Consider the following 17,006-nt stretch of genomic DNA (forward strand, 5'->3'; position numbering starts at 1 on the left):
CCCTTCACAGAACGGACAGCACATGACCGACACCACCATCGTCCTCCTGCCCTGCATCAACGGCTGCATCCGCAAGGGCACCGAAGACACCGACCACCCGGAACCGCTCGTCGCCAAGCGCGGCATGTTCTGCCTCCGATGCTTCGGGAAAGCCGAACGAGCCCTTCGAGCAGTCCCAGACCTCGTCGAGCATGTCGTCTCGAACTTCCCGGGGACGATCACGAAGGTGTCCGACGACGTCCGCGTGAGCGGCACGTCGGAACGCTCGCTCGGATCCTTCTCGGAGCAGGCTTGGGTAGATGCTGACGCGATCTACTCGGCGCTCGCCGTGTACTCGGCACACTGGGCGAAAGCGATGTCCATCAGCCCGCCAGCACCAGCACGACGTTCATGGCGAGACGAGCACGGATACGTCCTCGGCCTTCCGGCCAGCATCTCACCCGCAGATGCTCGCCAGACCGCGGGCGTCATGTCGGACTGGCTGCTCATTCACCTGCCGCAGATCTTCACCTTCGACCAAGCTTCCGTGAACGAGTTCATCGACGGCCTGGCGCCGATCGGCTCGATTGCCGCTCGATGGCCGATGGTCGAGCGCCCTCGAACCTCTCCGATGCCGCACGTGCAGCTGTCGATCTGCAACGGACAGATCAAGGTGTGGCCGGCCGGACTCCCGGGCACAGAGGTCTACGCGGTCTGCGAGAAGTGCGGCCACCAGTTCGAACTCGACGAGTACGAGGAAGCTGTCCACGCCTACCTGGTGGACCAGCAGGAGACGAAGCGAGCACGCCAAGCCGCGGCCGCTCGAGCAACTCGCGAGCAGAACAGTGCCGCGCACGTGCAGAAGCGCCTCCTCACGAAGTATGGACAGATCGTGGGGCACGCATCATGATGTGCAGCGCACTGTCCACGAACAACGGATCGCGGGATCGCAGTGTGGTCAACACCGGGGGAGGGAAAGGCAACCACGAATGCCTCCGACCCGTGGTCTCGGACATCCCGATCAGCCTGTGCGCACTGCACCTGTTGCTCGCAGCCCAAACGGTCGAAGAACTAGGCGGCGCACGAGAGTTGATCGGGATGGTGCGTCGAGGCGAATGACCAGCGCCATGGGGCAGCGCCTCGTCTCTCGGGGCGCTGTCTCCTGGCACACTGATCGAGAAAACGAGGGAGAAGCATGAGCAGAGACAGAGATGATGCCCTTCGAGAACTGACCCGACGGAGACTCGAGGAACTCGGTTTGGAGACCGAGCCCGGAAACGGGGCTCAGTATGAGGGCCACCTCAGTGCCCGGCGAGACGCCCAGCGGACGCTTGAAATTCTGGACGACGCGAGAACGCACGGCTATGCGCTGGCGTGGCGAGCTCGGAAGAATTCGCACGAGTAGGGCGCGGCTTGACAAGACATCGCCGCATTGACTCTATATACTTGACGTACTTGGTCCTTCCCACCCGCCGGTGAGAGGGGCCATTTGCGTTCGCTCGGGAAAGAGCTCGTTCGAGAAGAACCTCACTCATTGGCCGGGCGTCCGAACGGCTCACCCACGTCGGCGACCAGCATGCCGTTGTCCTCTACAAGTGAAAAGACTCGCCCCGGGGCGACGCGATGGTGGCGCGCAAAAGACCTCCCTTCGATAGTCGCGGCGTTCGAGTCGTAACTTACAAGGAGCGCTGCTGGATCGTCGGCTGAGCTCAGCTGGAACGCCATCCGGCGTGTGTCCTCGTCGAAGAGCAGTCGAACATGGCTCGCCGCCTTCAGCAGAGGAAGCGCACCGCCACTGAATCTGAAAATGTGGGAGCCAAGTCCGAGTCGGACAGTTGCGGGCTCATTGGCAGCCGCTGGGCTCGGTTCAAAAAGTTCGAAGGGCATAGCCAAATGCTAGTTAGGTCTCGCCCCTGGCGAGCCGCCCTGGAGAAACTGCGTTTCAGCACTCGCGTTCCAGTCTCAGCGTCACCACCATGCGAGAAGCGACCAGTAGCACCCCCGGCAGCCCGAAGACACAGTCTCGGCAAGAACCGGACGAGGGTACAGGTACGCAGTGACAGCCAACACGCTCGAAGACAGGAACGCGACACACCTCCCCACCCCGCTAGCAACGGCTAAGAGTGGTGACAGCAACCCGGAGTCATGACCGGGTGGACTGTCAGACGGCACGGCGTCGGATATCGCCCCGTGCGGCATCTCGCGGATGGTTCAGACAGCAGCTTCGGTGCATCGTCTCTGCGTTGACTCAGTGAAGTTCGATCCTTCACGGCGGGGCCACTTGGTGGGCATACACGCACAGGCCGTAGAGCCACACACACGCGTCGTCACTGCCCACCACAAAGATCACCATGAAAGGTTGGCGTTGGCCAGGTAATCAACGCACACAGGGTAGCGACCCACCGCCAGTCCCAGCCGCATGCAACCCGCTGATCACGGGCGGCTGGGACTCCGCACTCGCGTTCGGGAGGCTGCCATGCTCGACACCTGGTCAACCATCACCCACCCAAAAGACACCCACCACATCCCCGACCACGACCTCATCGACCACCAACCCGACGAACACTGCATCTGCGGACCAACACACCGCTCCGATGTGAGCAGCGGGGTACTCAGGTGGAACGTGTGGCACCACAGCCTCGACGGGAGAGAAGACGATGAGTGACAGCCCGTGGGCCGAACCCGAGACAGGCGGCGAAGCGTTCATCCCGCTCCGATTCGACAGCCTCGGGTCGCCGGTCTATCGCCACCAACTCCCACCCGAGGAACCCAGCGATGAACGGGAAGGCCGGTCATGACGATCTCGAAGCATGAGCTGCGTGCAGCCGAGATCGAGTCCTATCTGCACGAACAGGGCATCGACATCCTGCCCCATCAGCGGCAATGGCTCGAAGCATGGTTCAAGGAACAAGTACCGGTAGTCACCCTCGGCGGCAAGCCGATCGAGATCACACGCGCCGGCCAGCGATGAACGCTGAACAAGAAGACCACGCACGGACAGCACTCACCACGGCAGGGATCATCGGGGACAAGCAGGACACGGCAGTCAGCAACCTGGCCGCGATGACCGAAGGATGGGCGCCGGCCAAGGAAGACCACCCCCTCCACACATAGATACCCCGGGGGTGCCGCATGCCATGGGAGAACAGCCGCCCCACCCACGTACCACCACGCATCCGTGACGCCTGCCTCAACCGCGACGGTCACAGATGCACCGCGATCATGCGAGACGGCACACGATGCACCGAGACAACCAAACTCGAAGCAGCACACGTCAACCAATGGCAACCAGCCGAACGCATCACCGTCGATGACGTCCGCACACTCTGCCACTGGCACCACAACAGGGAGACACAAGCCCAAGCAGCAGCAGCACGACGCAAACGCGGAAGCTCACGACACCCCAAAGAGCAACATCCCGGCCTGACCTGACCCGAAACGGCAGGCGACCACCCCGACCACCCCCTCCCCCGGGTCACAGGAGCGCGGAGAGTTGCTGTAATTCCCCCTGGCTACGGGTCTGGGGGTTTTGGAGTGCTGGGCGCTGAGATTCGCTTTCACGGCTTCTGACCGAAACGGTTGGGGGCCTTCACCCGAAACGGGAGATGCAGTCATGGCAGGTAGAGGTCCAGCGCCGAAGGATCCGTCGAAGCGTGCTCGCACGAACAAGGATGTGATCCAGCTTCGGGTTGTTGAGGTTCAGCCGGTGGAGCAGCCGGAGTTGCCGTCGTTCTCGATCATGGTCACGGTCGATGAGCAGTTGGTGACGCAGGAGTTCGAGTGGCCGTCGATGACGCAGGACTGGTGGGCGATGCTTGCTCATCACCCGTTGGCGAAGGAGTTCATCGAGACCGACTGGTCGTATCTGATGGAGACTGCTCGTCTGCACGCGGAGTTCTGGATGGGGAAGCTGTCCCTCGCCGCGGAGCTCCGGTTGCGTGAGGCGAAGTACGGGTTCACTCCTGAGGATCGTGCACGGTTGCGGATTCAGTTCGCTCAGGCGACTGAGGCTGAGGTGTCGGTGGCTTCGAAGGTTCGGAGCTCCCGTGACCGGTTCGTGGGGATGCAGGTCCGTGACGAGCTGGAAGCGTAATGCCGTGGCGTCCGCTGGACGGGGAAATGTTCCCGTCGTTGGGCTGGCATGTCGCTGACCAGATGTCCGAGTACCTCGCGGCGCCCGCGAAGATGGACTACTCACCGTTCGAGGTAACGAGGGAGCAGCTCGAGTTCCTGGTGCGCCTGTACGAGCTCGATCCGTCGACTGGTCGACGTGTGAAGCACCGTGCCGTGATCCAGCGCCCTCGAGGTTGGGGCAAGTCCCCGTTCCTCGCTGCGATCGGTATCGCCGAGGGCCTATTCGAGGTCGTCTTCGATGGTTGGGATGCTTCAGGGCAGCCGGTCGCGAAACCGTGGCGTGAGATCCTCACCCCGACTGTTGTTGTGACTGCGGTTTCTGACGATCAGGTCGGGAACACATGGAAGCCGTTGCTCGAGATGCTCCGTGAGGGGCCGGCGGCGGATGAGTTCGACATTGAGGTGTTGGACACGTTCGTGAACCTGCCGAAGGGCAAAATCGAGCGTCGGACGTCGTCGGCACGGTCTGCGAAGGGTATCCCGGGTCAGGTCGCGGCGATCATGGACCAGACGGAGGAGTGGGTTCCCGGCAACGGCGGCGTTTCACTCGCTCAGACGTTGCGGAACAACGCGACGAAAGTCGGCGGGCTGACAATCGAGTCCCCGAACGCTTTCACACCGGGTGAACGATCTGTGGCTGAGGCTTCGGCGAAGTTCTGGGACCAGATCAGGTCGGGGAAGTACAAGAACCTCGAGCGGGTGCGTTCCCTGGTCTACGACCACCGTGAGGCGCCAGCCGAGACCGACACGTCGTCGTACGAGTCGCTCGTGGCTGGCCTTCGGGTGTCGTACGGGGACAGTTCGGACCATGCTGACGGTTGCGTGCTCCACGATCCGCCGTGTGAGCCCGGTTGGGCTCCGATCGAGCGCACCGCGCTCGACTTCTTCGACACGTCGAACGATCCGCAGAAGATGCGGGCCGACTTCCTGAACCAGATCACCCACGCATCCGACTCGTACCTGTCGCAGCCTGAGCTTCGAGCGATCCTCGATGAGGCGAAGATCATCGGCAAGACGGAACCGGTCACGCTCGGGTTCGACGGCTCGGAGGGGCGCAAGGATTCGCACATCGCGGATTCCACGGTCCTCATCGGTTACTCGGTCACACAGAAGCACCTGTTCAAGGTGGGCGTGTGGGAGCAACCGGACGGGCCTGCCGGCGAGGGGTGGCGTCCACCGCAGCTCGAGATCGAGCAGGCAGTCAAGGACGCGTTCCGGAAGTACAACGTCGTTGGTTTCTTCGCTGACCCGTCTGCTGGTTGGGCTGGTCAGGTGAAGACGTGGGAGGCGGACTACAACCGTCGCCTGAAGGTGAAACTGACCGCGAACGAACCGATCCGGTGGCGTCAGAAGGATGTCTCGCGCACGTGTGAGGCGTTCGAGCAGATGCACTCGGCGATCGTTTCCGGCGACATCACGTTCGACGGTTCCAAGGAGCTCACAGCCCACTTCCTCAACGCACGTCGTGACGCTCGTCGCGCCGGGTACGTGTTGAAGAAGCCGGACGACGATCAGGACTACGCGAAGATCGACGCCACTTGGGGCGCCATGTTCGCGTTCGCAGCTGGACTCGAGGCGCTCGGTAAGGGCGTCACCAACAATCGCAAGGGCACTGCCCGACGCATCTACTGACCTGGGAGGGGAACGGATGGCTACCACCCCCGACGAATGGCTGAAGCGTCTCACGTTGAAGCTTGATACCCGTCAGCCGCGGATTGCGTTGATGCGGAAGTACTCGACCGGTGACGCGCCGATGCCCGAGATGGGCAAGAACACGCGTGCGTCGTGGGTGGCGTTCCAGAAGCGCGCCCGCACCGACATGGGTGGCCTGCTGTGTTCATCTCTGAGCGGTCGCATGGTGCCGAACGGCGTCCGTGTCGGCGAGACCGCGAACAACCCGGCAGCTGACGCCCTTCGGCGTGTGTGGCGCGACAACCGCCTCCCGGTGGTGTTCGCGGATGCGATCTGGAACGCATTGTCGACGTCGTACGGCTACCTGGTGACTGGTGTTCGCACTGGTGACCCGGTGATCACGTCGGAGCAGCCGGAACAGATGATCAGCGCCCCTGATCCGGTGCAGCCGTGGCGGGCACAGGCTGCGTTGAAGGCGTGGCGTGACGACGAGGTTGGTCGTGACTACGCCTTGCTGTGGTTGCCGGGCACTCGTCAGCTGTACACGCGGTCTTCGAAGACGTCGAACGGTTCCATTCGTGAGTCTGCGACAGGTTCCGACTGGGAGCCGCTGGGCGAGCTCGAGGAGTACGCCGGCCCCATCCCCGTGTTCGAACTTGCGAACAAGAACGGCATGTCCGAGTTCGAACCACACATCGACGTCATCGACCGAATCAACCTCGGCAAGCTGCAGCGTCTCGTCGTCACCGCGATGCAGGCGTACAAGCAGCGTGCGATGAAGGGCGGACTGCCCGACAAGGACGAAGAGGGCAACGACATCGACTGGGCGAAGCTCTTCGAGCCGGCCCCTGGCGCCCTGTGGGATCTTCCCGAGGGCATCGACGTGTGGGAGTCCCAGTCCACCGACATTCGCCCCCTGCTGGACGGTGAGAAGACGGACCTTCGGGACTTCGCCGCGGTCACGCAGTCGCCGATCGACGTGTTCATCCCTGACGGGCAGAACCAGTCGGCTACGGGTGCGGCGAATGTCCACAAGGGCGAGATCATGAAGGCCAAGGATCGTATCGCTCGGATGACGGCGCCCATGGAGGGCGCTCTACTCTCGGCGCTGCGGATCCTCGGTCTCGATGACGGTTCCACGGTGCAGGTGCTGTGGGAGCCGCCGGAGCATGTGTCGCTGTCGGAAAAGTCCGCAGCTGCAGCGCAGGCGAAGACGGCCGGCAAGTCGCAGCGGTGGATCGATCAGCACATTTGGGGCATGTCACCGGACGAGATCGCTGAGGAAGAGACCGCGAGGGCTGCTGAGCAGCTGTCGGCGGCTGTTCTGATCGGTGCTGGCAGTGGCAACGCCTGAGCAGGTCATCGTCGGCTACAACGACGCCGTACACGCCGTCCGGCAGCGAGTGGAGACATTCGCCCGGCTGGCTTGGCTGGGCGCCGGATCGTGGCGAGACGCTGACATTGACCGACTGGTGCGGCTGATCGTCCCACGCGTGCAGGCAGGTCAGGTGCTCACCGCGCAGCTCACGTCGGCGTATCTGGCGTCTCTCGAGACCGTCAGGACGGGCGAACGTGTTGCACCTGCACTGGTGTCGCGTGATGTTGTCACGACGGCGCGTGGTGTGCCTGCTGAGGACGTGTACCGCCGGCCAGCGGTGACGATGTACACGGCTCTGTCGAACGGCGCACAGGTCAAGGACGCGATCGAGCAGGGAGTCAACCGTCTCGTGTCGCTCGTCGGCACCGATCATCAGCTTGCGAAGACCTCGCAGGCCCGGTCGTCGCTCACGGGTCGCGGGTTCACGTACATGCGTCGCACGTTGACTGGTCGTGAGAATTGCGCCCTGTGTGCGATCGCTTCCACCCAGCGGTACCGGGTGCAGAACCTGATGCCGATCCACCCAGGCTGTGACTGTGGTGTCGACACGGTCGAGGCCGGTTCTGATCCGGGGCAGGTGCTCGAACCGGAACGGTTGGAGACCATCCACGCGGCGATCGAGAACGAGTTCGGCGGCACCGACCGTGGCGCACGCTACCTCGACGGCGGCAACAGCCGATCCGACCTCCTCGACCTTGTGACCGTCCACGAGCACGGCGAGTACGGGCCGACGCTCGCCTGGCGTGAGCAGCACTTCACCGGGCCGGACGCCCTCAACTGATTTCCCGCAACCGCGGGATTGAGTCACCGAAACGGTGGCTATCCACACACCCGAAACGGGGAATGCACTGATGCCGAAAACCGAAGAAGAGATCGCCGCTGAAGCCGCCGAAACGGCCGCGAACGCAGCGAAGACGATCGAGGAACAGCTCGCTGCCGCTCAGGCGGAAGCCGAGAAGTGGAAGTCGCTCTCACGCAAGAACGAAGAGCGCGCCACGGCCAACGCCGACAAGGCACGGCAGCTGGACGAGCTCGAAGCCGCGAACCAGACCGAGCAGGAGAAACTCCTCGCTCGCGCTGAGGCTGCGGAAGCGAAGCTCGCCGAGATCGACGCGAAGACCACTGCTGCGACGCTCCGTGAGGAGATCGCGAAGGAGAAGGGTTTCGAGGATCGGAAGATCCCCGCGACCGCGCTCCGTGGTGCCACTCGTGAGGAGCTTGAGGCACACGCCGACGAGATCCTCGCTCTTCTCCCCGCCCCACCCGAAGCACCTGGTTCCGAGGGTCAGGGCGACACCGGAAAGCCCATCGGTGATGGCGAGCTGTCACCAGATGACATCGTCGCCGCCGCTACCGCCAGGTAGCACCCCGGTTCATCACGTCCGTGATGGCCGATCAACTCTGGAAGGAAGCCATCGTGGCAAACATTTTCGTCAAGGGGCAGAAGCTCGCGCAGACCGCGCTGGGCCTGCTCCGTCGTCAGGTGAAGGCGCCATCGCTGTTCACCTTCAAGTTCGGCATCGCCGACTTCCGAGGCGCTGAGGGCGACGTCGTCAACATCAAGCGCCCCGCCGTTCTCGTCGCACGCGAGAAGCCGTGGCGTGGTGATGACGCGATCGTCGTCGACCGTCTCGCGAACTCGAAGATCCAGGTGGCGCTGAACCGTCACATCTACTCCGCGGTCGCACTGTCGCCCGAGGAAGAGACCCTCGACGAGATCGACTACGTCCGCGACGTGCAGGTCCCGCAGGTCAACGCGATCCTCGACTTCTTCGAGAACATCGTCGTCGGTGCGCTTCGCGCCGCGTCGTTCGTCTTCGGTGTCACGTTCAACCCGGCATCGGGCAGCGCGGTCGAGTCGGACCCGCGGAAGGTCGCGATTCGCGCTCGGAAGCTCGCCCAGCAGGCTCACTGGCCCCTCACCGGTCGGTACTGGCTCGTCGGCGCGAACGTGTCCGAGGCTGTCGCCTCCTACGAGAAGCTCCTCGACGTCGACACGGCTGGCCTCCCCGAGGCTCTCCGCGAAGGTGTCGTCGGACGCCTCGCCGGCTGGACCATCGTCGAGCTCGACGCGCTCGGTGAGGACGAGTCGTACTTCGTCCACGAGACCGCAGTCGCCATCGCGAACGTCGCCCCGGCAGTGCCGAACGGTGTCGCGAAGGGTGGTGGAGTCGCGGCCGGCAACGGTCTCGCTGTCACGCAGCTGTGGGACTACGACAGCACGTACATGAAGGATCGTTCCATCGTGCACGCGTTTGCCGGAGCTACCGCGGTCACCGACCCGGAGCAGGCTGCGGACGGTTCCATCGTCCGTGACGAGAACGACGCTGTCGTCCTCAAGTTCCAGCGTGCCATCAAGGTCACGTTCGGTGCTGGCGGGGCCGAGAAGGCGTCCTACACGGTGTCCATCACCGGCGCCCCGACCGGTGGAACGTTCACCGTGACGGTCGACGGTCAGACGACCGACGCCATCCCGTTCAACGCCTCGAGCGCGACGATCGCTTCGGAGATCAACGAGCTCACTGGCGTCTCGGGAGCCACCGTCACCGGCGGTGCGTTCCCGGGCAACGCGAAGACGGTCACGCTCAAGGAGCGCGCTGTCGTCACCGTCACCGGTGCGTTCACCGGCGGCACCAGCCCGGCCATCGCGGTCGCGTAACCACCCAGGAGGTGAGATCATGTCCAACCCAACTCTGGCGTCCCAAGAGGACGTCGTCGAGGCGCTAGGGCGTGCTCTCACCTCCGAGGAGGTCACGCGGGTCGTCGCGATGCTGACGAAAGCGTCGGAACTGTTCCGGCTCCGGTCGGGGCAGCTGTTCACCCCGGGCACTTCGACGGTGCGGCTGAAGGTGAACGCCGGGACTGTGCGACTCCCGCAGTCACCGGTCACCAGCGTGGAGAGCGTGGTTGACGACTGTGGTGCGGTGATACCGTTCACTCGGTTCGACCAGGTGCTGACGTTGCACCGGTTGTCTCACGAGTTCGTGCGCGTCTCGTACTCGCACGGCTCTGATGACGTCCCTGACTTGGTGAAGGTGACGGTGGCGGAGATCGCTGCTCGTGTCCTCCGCATCGACCCTCGAGCTGCTGCAGGTGTCACGCAGCGGTCGACGACCACCGGGCCGTTCACTGAGGCTGAGACGTTTTCCGCGTACTCGGTGGGTGGGCAGCTGCTGCTGTCACCGGATGACGTGGCGATCGCGAACAGCTTCAGGGCGCCGCGCACGTCCGGCACGATCGTGATGCGCGCATGATCGTGCAGCACGAAACGTTCGCCGGCACCGGTGAGGACTCCCACGGCAACGAGGTCGAGTCCTGGGGCGAGCCGGCCGACGTCGAGATCATGGCGTTCGACCCCGGATCCACCTCTGAGCCGCGCGAGGCCGGCCATGACCGCGTCATCGTCGAACCCACCATCTACCTGTACCCCGGGACCATCTTCGGACCACGCGACCGAGTGACCGTGAACGGGCGGCAGTACGAGGTGGAGGGCGAAACGCGCATCTGGGAGCACCCCGAAGGCGCCGAGCACTACGGCAACGTCGTCACGATCCGACGAGTGGAGGGCTGACATGGCTCCCAAGATCAAAGTCAAGATGTACATGCCCGGCGTGCGGCAGGTCCTCCGTTCCCCCGAAGTGCAGGCGATCGTCGACAGAGAAGCCAGAAGGCTTGCCGACGCTGCTGGTATCGGGTTCGACATGGTTTCGCGCCCGTACGAGAACACCTCACGCGCGTACGTCGAAACAGTCGATCAGACGGGACGGGAACGGCAAGCAGCTGACGGGATCCTCGAAGGTGTGCTCGGCGGAAGAATCCAGCACACCACGGCCGCCGGCCGGAGGATCTGGGCCACCGAAGCGCAGATCGCGCACTGGACACGGGGGCGTTCATGAGGTTCGTAGACGCTGAAGCACTCGCGGTCAGCTTCCTCAAACCCGTTGTGTTCCCGACGAAGGTAGGGACATTGGTACCGAACCCCCGACCAACCGCGTTCGTTCGCGCATACCGGTCTGGTGGCGGCGCGACCAACCGTGTGCTCGAGACAGCGAATATCACGGTCGAGGGTCAGGCGCCAACAACGACCGAGGCGTTCGAGCTGACGGCGAAGTGTCGTGAAGCGTTCTTCAACCTGTACACGCGAATGCCTCTTGTGCGCGGAGTCGACGAGGCGGGCGGGCTGTACTTCGCGCCCGACCCGACCACGAACATCCCCCGCTACCGCTTCACCATGGCACTGCGACTCCGCGCCGCCCGCTGACCATCACCACTCATTCGACCCTCGCCGTCCTGGTGGGGGTTTTTCTATGCCGGGCGTGTGTTCGGCCACAAGGAAGGAACACCCATGACGGTCAATTCCGCCAACGCCCGGATCTTCGGTTCCGATGCTGATGCGATCTACCTGGCCCCGATCGGCACGCCGCTGCCGACTGGCATCGACTCCGTGCTCGACCCGGCGTTCGAGGACGTCGGCTGGTTGCACTCCGATGGCATCACGGAGGCGTTCACTGGTTCGAAGACTGAGATCCGCGGTCACCAGGGGGCACGTGTGGTGCGTACGCGCATCGAAACGCCTGGTACCACCATCGGGTTCCACGCGCTGGAGTCGAAGGCTCAGACGAAGGGCCTGCGGTACGACGAGAAGGAAGTCACCGTCGCGAACGGTGTCCGCCGCACTCGCCGTGGCGCCGGCCAGAAGGTCTCCGCCCGCTCCGTCGTCGTGGATGTGTTCGACGCTGATGACATCACAGTGAAGGAACGTCACGTCATCGAACGGTTCGAGATCGTCCCTGACGGTGACCGTGTGTTCACGAACTCGGACATCGCCGGGTTCCCGTTCCTCGGTGAGATCATCGGCGACTACATCACGTTCGAGTCGTCCGGTCTGGCAACGGACACGGTCTGGAACGTGAGCGTCACGGGTACCCCGACTGGCGGCACGTACGCACTGTCGGTGAACGACTTCTCGACGGCACCTCTCGTCTACAACGCTGCTGCTTCTGCCGTCGCTGCGGCTCTGAACGCTCTCGCTGGCGTGACGGGCCTGTCGGGGATCACCGCAACTGGTACGTCGCCGACTGTGATCACGTTCCCTTCCGCGGTGACGCTCGCAGCGAATGGTTCCGCCCTCACCGGCGGCACCGATCCGGACGCTGTCGCTTCGACGACGCCGTAACGATGTGGCCGGGTGGGGAATCCCTTGGTGATGGCTCGCCCCGCCCGGTCACTCTCATGAGCCGTCACCACACTACGAAGGAGTCATCACCATGGCTGCACCAAAGAAGCCCCAGGACCACAAGGAACCCGAGTCGGAGAAGCCGAAGGCCACAGACGTGGAAGGTGGCCGCTCGGTCACGTTCCCGAAGCTGACGCTCACCGAGAAGGGCAAGAAGATTCCGCTGTCCGTGTTCGTCTCTGACGACGCGATCAACGACTTCGAGCTCCTCGACGACCTGCGATCACTGGACGTGGATTCCAACGCAGCACGACTGCCCGCGATCCTCCGCCGGCTGATCTCGGACGCCCAGTACACCATCGTCATGGATGTCCTCCGCGACCCCAACACCAAGCGCGTGTCCATCGTCGACGGAAGCACGTTCATCAAGGACCTGTTCGGAGCCATCAACCCAAACTGATGCTGCTGGCAGAGGCCTACATCTCACACCGTGGGCCTCTGCTGGCAGCAATCCAATCCGCATACGGACTCCGCCTGCGAGACCGCCCGTTGATGGAAATGAGCGACCTCGTCGCTGATCTCCCGCCGGGATGTTCACTGTGGCGTGCCATCGGTGGGCCGCTCGCGTGGTCCGCGGAAACGCACATGCTCAGCCTCGTCGAGTACCAGATGCGGCGTCTCGCGTGGATGCAAAGCGAAGACGCGCAGAAGAAACCACCTCGGAACGCTCCAAAGCCACCCGAAACGCCGCCGTACGCAGGCGAGGTTGCAGTTCAGGACGCGCACGCGCAACGTCAGCGTGCGGCTCGCCAGCGTCGCCAACAGCCCACCCAGTAGCCCCTCCGGGGGTGTTCGTCATCCCCGGAGGTGGTCTGTTTGGCAACCGAAATCGCGGACGCGTATATCGCGCTGTACACGCGCATGCCTGGTGTCAGCCGTGACATCGGTCGTTCGCTTGGTGCGTCTGACGTGCAGGGTGCCGTCAACGAGGCCGGCCAGCGGTCGGGTAACTCGTTCACTGCTGGTCTCGGGAAGATCGTCAAGGGCGGCGCGATCGCTCTCGGTGTCGCTGCTGCTGCAGGTCTCGGTGTTGCCCTCGCGAAGGGTTTCAGCCGCCTCGAGGCCATCGACACGGCAGAGAAGAAGCTCACCGGTCTGGGGCAGACGACCGAGAACATCACCCAGATCATGGACAACGCGAAAGCGTCCGTGAAGGGCACCGCGTTCGGTCTCGGTGACGCGGCGACTGCTGCGGCGTCTCTGGTGGCGGCGAACATCAAGCCTGGCGAGCAGCTGCAGGGTGTCCTGAAGTCTGTCGCGAACAGCGCGTCGGCTGCCGGTGTGGGTATCGGCGACATGGGTTCCATCTACGCGAAGGTTGCGTCGCTGGGGAAGGCTCAGAACGACGTCCTGCAGCAGGTCGCCGACCGGGGTATCCCGATCTACCAGGCCCTCGCACAGAACCTTGGTGTGACGACTGAGGAAGTCTTCAACATGGCTTCGGCCGGCAAGATCGGGTTCGCCGAGTTCGAAGCGGCCATGACTTCCGCGTCGGGCACAGTCGCGGAGGAAATGGGCAAGACCATCCCCGGCGCCACGATGAACTTCTTCGCTGCGCTCGGCCGCATCGGGGCAAACCTGATGTCGGGCGTGTATCCGATGATCGCTCCGCTGATCACCGCGGCGACGGGTGCTCTGGGTCCCATCGAGGATCTTGCGACAAAGGTAGGGGAGAAACTCACCGGCTTCCTCGGACCGGCGCTGCAGTGGATCACTGACCGCTTCAACGCAGGGTTCGATCTGACGCCGTTCATCGATCTGATGACCGCTCTGTCGCCGCTGGGCGTGGCACTGAAGGCTCTTGAGCCGTCAGTGAAGGTCATCGGTGAAGCGTTCAGTGATATCGGGGCGGTGCTCGGTGGCGTGCTGATGACCGTGATCAAGACACTGGTGCCGCTGATCATTCAGCTCGCTGAGGTGTTTGTCGGCGTCCTGGCAGCGGTCCTGCCGCAGATTGTGCCGGTGTTCGAGCAGCTCGCCACGGTCTTCGGGACGATCCTGGCCGCGGTGGCGCCGCTCATCGCACAACTGATCACCGCACTGTTGCCGGCGTTCAATCTGCTGGGCCCGCTGATCGGCATGCTGGTCCCGATCTTCTCCACCCTCATCTCGGCTCTGATGCCGATCGTGGAGATGATCTTCCCGCTGCTTTCCACCTTGGTGGCGGCACTCGCACCAGTGTTTATGCAGCTGGTCGGGGCAATCACGCCCCTGCTGACACCGATCCTGGCGCTCCTCACCCCGCTGCTCGACCTGATCGGGGTGATCCTCCCGCCGCTGATCGAGCTGCTGTCGTTCCTCATCAACGCCGGCGTCATGGGGCTGCAGATCGCCCTCGGCTTCCTGATCCCGATGATCACCTCCGTGGTCAGCGCGATCTCCGGAATCCTGGTCCCGGTCATCCAGATGATCTCCGACACGCTCGGCGGTCTGATCACGTTCATCACTGGTGTCTTCACCGGCAACTGGGAGCAGGCATGGGACGGGATCGTGCAGATCTTCGCCGGCATTTGGAACGGCATGGTCGGCATCGTCAAGGGCGTCGTGAACGGCGTCATCGACCTCATCAACGGCGTGATCGCTGGAATCAACAACGTCGCTCAGGGCATCAAGGATGCGTCTGGCGGGACCATCGACCTCACGGTTGGGGAACTTCCGAAGCTCGCGAAGGGTGGCATCATCGCCGCCCGTCCTGGTGGCATGCCGGCGGTCATCGGTGAGGGACGTTACGACGAAGCGGTCATCCCGTTGAGCCCGCAGATCCTCGGCCAGATCGGCGGCGGTTCGGGTTCGGTCACTCAGAACAACGTATTCGAGCAGCGCACTGAGGATCCTCAGATCCTGTTCCGGCAGGCCGGCCGTTTGCTTGAAGACGCGATGCAGGGGGCCTGATGGACGACTACGTTGCGTACGGAATCGAGCTCGGCGGTATCTGGTTCGACGGCACCACTGACGTTCCCACTGGTTGGGGATTCAGCGGCCTGAGGGACTGGCGCCGCCTGCCTGACAGCAAGAACCCGTCCGATTCGAACCCGCTGGGCGATGGCGACTTCACCCCGGGCGAGATCCTTCGGAGCTCGCTGGCCGTCTCGTTTGACGCGTTCTTCCTCGGGGAGGACGCAGCGGACGCTCTCGCCGCTCAGGCGCGCATCACGGCGTGGGGTGCTTTCCGCACCCCACAGCCGATGACTGTGCACGCTCAGGACGGTTCGTGGACGCGCATGGTTTCGATCCGCGCTGCGACACCGAAGGACAACTACGGCGGCAACGACGTCGAGTTCTCCATTGACGTCCTCGCGCATGATCCGATCCGGTATGGCCCTGAGTTCCTGATCACGACGGGCATGCCGGACAACTCGGGCGGGTATTCGTACCCCTACACGTACCCGTACACGTATGCGATGTCGTCCGATTCTGGGCGGTTGGTGATCCCGAACACGGGGTCAGCTGACGGGTACCCGTTGCTTGAGGTGACGGGTGGCATGTCGCAGGGCGTGGAACTGATCGTGAACGGTCGTGGCCGGTTGCGTGTGGAGCGTCCGATCGGTGACACGCAGTCGTTGGTGTTTGACACCGCCGAGCAGCGTGTGTTCCTCGACGGCACGTCCCCGATCCCGTCCCGGCTGGTGACGGCGCGGGACTGGTTCTCGGTTCCTCCTGAGGGTTCAACCACTGTCACGGTGCGTCCGTTGGGGACGGTCACTGGTGATCCGAAGTTCATTGCCCGCATGCGTGCGGCTTCCTGGTAGGAGTACCGATGCAGACCGATCTTTGGCCGACGACTGGGGTGCAGTTCGCTTCGGATGAGCACGCGGCGATCCTTGCAGGCCTGGTGGCGAAGAACACTTCGGGTGTTCCGCGTGCTGGGGTGTTGCCTCGTCACACGAATGCGTTGGTGACGGCGCGCCCTGACATGCGCGTGAACGTCCTCCCGATGGAGCTTGTGCATGTGAAGGAGGGGGCACGGTTCGCGGCGTTGACGGAAACGATCGACGTGGCAATCCCGAACCCGCCGTCCGCGAACACGCAGTACAACATCGTCGCGTATGTGGGCACCGATCAGCAGATTACAGGCATCGCCTCAACCTCGAATTTTGTGGTGATTCCGGGCACGCCGTCAGCTGACCCGTACGATCCGGCATTGCCTGACGCGGCTATCCCGATCGCACGGGTGGCTGTTCCTTCGACGGCGACGGCGACGAACTCGGCTGGTGTGGTCATCACACCGTTACACCCGTTCACTGCTGCTGCCGGCGGGACCATGCTGTTCCGGTCCACGTCGGAGATGAACCTGTGGGTACCGGCTGACGCTCAGCTGGCCCGCGTCATGGGTGGGTCTGAGTACGTCCGAACCGCTGGTGTGTGGCGTTCCCGGGATCGGGTTGCTGGGGTCAGGTTCGACGGGAACACGAACGTGAACGGCATCCTCGTCGTCAACAACCCCCTGTTGGGCATGACGCCAACGTGGGTGCAGGTGACGATGGGCCGCATTGTCGCATCCGATCTGCTGTCGCAGCTGCTGTCGCCGATCGTGTGGGACACCCCTGTTGGTGACACGACGATTCAGATCCGGTTCCGCCGGCACGACACGAACGCGTGGGCGGCGAACCAGCCCGTTTCCGGCTACCTGACCGCAGGAGGATGACC

At 63.6% G+C, this 17,006-nt stretch carries 18 protein-coding genes; 17 read left to right on the forward strand and 1 reads right to left on the reverse strand.

Annotation, left to right across the window (positions count from 1 at the left end):
- Positions 1-22: 22 nt before the first annotated feature.
- Entirely contained in the window at positions 23-889 is an 867-nt protein-coding gene (locus B9Y95_RS01580) for a hypothetical protein (RefSeq protein ID WP_085510355.1), read from the forward strand.
- 617 nt (positions 890-1,506) lie between these two features.
- Here the strand turns inward: B9Y95_RS01580 and B9Y95_RS20220 are convergent.
- Positions 1,507-1,866 carry a hypothetical protein gene (locus B9Y95_RS20220; RefSeq protein ID WP_143736291.1) on the reverse strand — a complete coding sequence of 120 codons (360 nt, stop codon included), beginning with the start codon at positions 1,864-1,866 and terminating at the stop codon, positions 1,507-1,509.
- A 589-nt stretch (positions 1,867-2,455) separates the two neighbouring features.
- Between B9Y95_RS20220 and B9Y95_RS20955 the strand changes: the two genes are divergently transcribed.
- The 16 genes from B9Y95_RS20955 to B9Y95_RS01655 all read left to right on the forward strand — a co-directional run bounded on the left by B9Y95_RS20955 (position 2,456) and on the right by B9Y95_RS01655 (position 17,004).
- On the forward strand, positions 2,456-2,644 hold the full coding sequence (locus B9Y95_RS20955) for a hypothetical protein (RefSeq protein WP_143736292.1): 189 nt from the start codon (positions 2,456-2,458) through the stop codon (positions 2,642-2,644).
- A 129-nt stretch (positions 2,645-2,773) separates the two neighbouring features.
- A complete protein-coding gene (locus B9Y95_RS20605) occupies positions 2,774-2,950 on the forward strand; it encodes a hypothetical protein (protein ID WP_159453312.1) in 177 nt (58 codons plus the stop codon).
- A gap of 642 nt (positions 2,951-3,592) precedes the next feature.
- The gene (locus tag B9Y95_RS01585; RefSeq protein WP_085510356.1) at positions 3,593-4,072 is read left to right on the forward strand and encodes a phage terminase small subunit; all 480 of its coding nucleotides are present in this window, start codon (positions 3,593-3,595) and stop codon (positions 4,070-4,072) included.
- Between the two features lie 62 nt (positions 4,073-4,134).
- On the forward strand, positions 4,135-5,745 hold the full coding sequence (locus tag B9Y95_RS01590) for a hypothetical protein (protein WP_200811340.1): 1,611 nt from the start codon (positions 4,135-4,137) through the stop codon (positions 5,743-5,745).
- A 16-nt stretch (positions 5,746-5,761) separates the two neighbouring features.
- Positions 5,762-7,099, forward strand: coding sequence for a phage portal protein (locus tag B9Y95_RS01595; protein ID WP_085510358.1), 1,338 nt, complete (start codon positions 5,762-5,764; stop codon positions 7,097-7,099).
- Positions 7,086-7,904, forward strand: a complete 819-nt coding sequence (locus B9Y95_RS01600; RefSeq protein WP_143736294.1) for a DUF3638 domain-containing protein — start codon at positions 7,086-7,088, stop codon at positions 7,902-7,904. The genes B9Y95_RS01595 and B9Y95_RS01600 overlap by 14 nt, the downstream gene beginning before the upstream one ends.
- Before the next feature lie 70 nt (positions 7,905-7,974).
- Positions 7,975-8,487, forward strand: coding sequence for a hypothetical protein (locus B9Y95_RS01605; protein WP_085510360.1), 513 nt, complete (start codon positions 7,975-7,977; stop codon positions 8,485-8,487).
- Positions 8,488-8,540: 53 nt separating this feature from the next.
- Positions 8,541-9,782 (forward strand): hypothetical protein, encoded by a 1,242-nt coding sequence (locus B9Y95_RS01610; protein WP_143736297.1) that lies wholly within the window; start codon positions 8,541-8,543, stop codon positions 9,780-9,782.
- 19 nt (positions 9,783-9,801) lie between these two features.
- The gene (locus B9Y95_RS01615; RefSeq protein ID WP_085510362.1) at positions 9,802-10,377 is read left to right on the forward strand and encodes a hypothetical protein; all 576 of its coding nucleotides are present in this window, start codon (positions 9,802-9,804) and stop codon (positions 10,375-10,377) included.
- Positions 10,374-10,694, forward strand: a complete 321-nt coding sequence (locus B9Y95_RS01620) for a hypothetical protein (protein WP_085510363.1) — start codon at positions 10,374-10,376, stop codon at positions 10,692-10,694. The genes B9Y95_RS01615 and B9Y95_RS01620 overlap by 4 nt, the downstream gene beginning before the upstream one ends.
- Position 10,695: 1 nt before the next feature.
- Positions 10,696-11,019 (forward strand): hypothetical protein, encoded by a 324-nt coding sequence (locus B9Y95_RS01625; RefSeq protein WP_085510364.1) that lies wholly within the window; start codon positions 10,696-10,698, stop codon positions 11,017-11,019.
- A 449-nt stretch (positions 11,020-11,468) separates the two neighbouring features.
- Positions 11,469-12,299, forward strand: coding sequence for a phage tail tube protein (locus tag B9Y95_RS01635; protein ID WP_085510366.1), 831 nt, complete (start codon positions 11,469-11,471; stop codon positions 12,297-12,299).
- Positions 12,300-12,390: 91 nt separating this feature from the next.
- On the forward strand, positions 12,391-12,759 hold the full coding sequence (locus B9Y95_RS01640) for a hypothetical protein (RefSeq protein WP_085510367.1): 369 nt from the start codon (positions 12,391-12,393) through the stop codon (positions 12,757-12,759).
- A 416-nt stretch (positions 12,760-13,175) separates the two neighbouring features.
- On the forward strand, positions 13,176-15,251 hold the full coding sequence (locus B9Y95_RS01645; RefSeq protein WP_143736299.1) for a phage tail protein: 2,076 nt from the start codon (positions 13,176-13,178) through the stop codon (positions 15,249-15,251).
- The gene (locus B9Y95_RS01650) at positions 15,251-16,108 is read left to right on the forward strand and encodes a phage tail domain-containing protein (protein ID WP_085510369.1); all 858 of its coding nucleotides are present in this window, start codon (positions 15,251-15,253) and stop codon (positions 16,106-16,108) included. The genes B9Y95_RS01645 and B9Y95_RS01650 overlap by 1 nt, the downstream gene beginning before the upstream one ends.
- Before the next feature lie 8 nt (positions 16,109-16,116).
- Positions 16,117-17,004, forward strand: a complete 888-nt coding sequence (locus B9Y95_RS01655; RefSeq protein WP_085510370.1) for a hypothetical protein — start codon at positions 16,117-16,119, stop codon at positions 17,002-17,004.
- Positions 17,005-17,006 lie beyond the last annotated feature (2 nt).

The organism is Plantibacter flavus (assembly GCF_900177615.1).
Taxonomy (GTDB): Bacteria; Actinomycetota; Actinomycetes; order Actinomycetales; family Microbacteriaceae; genus Plantibacter; species Plantibacter flavus.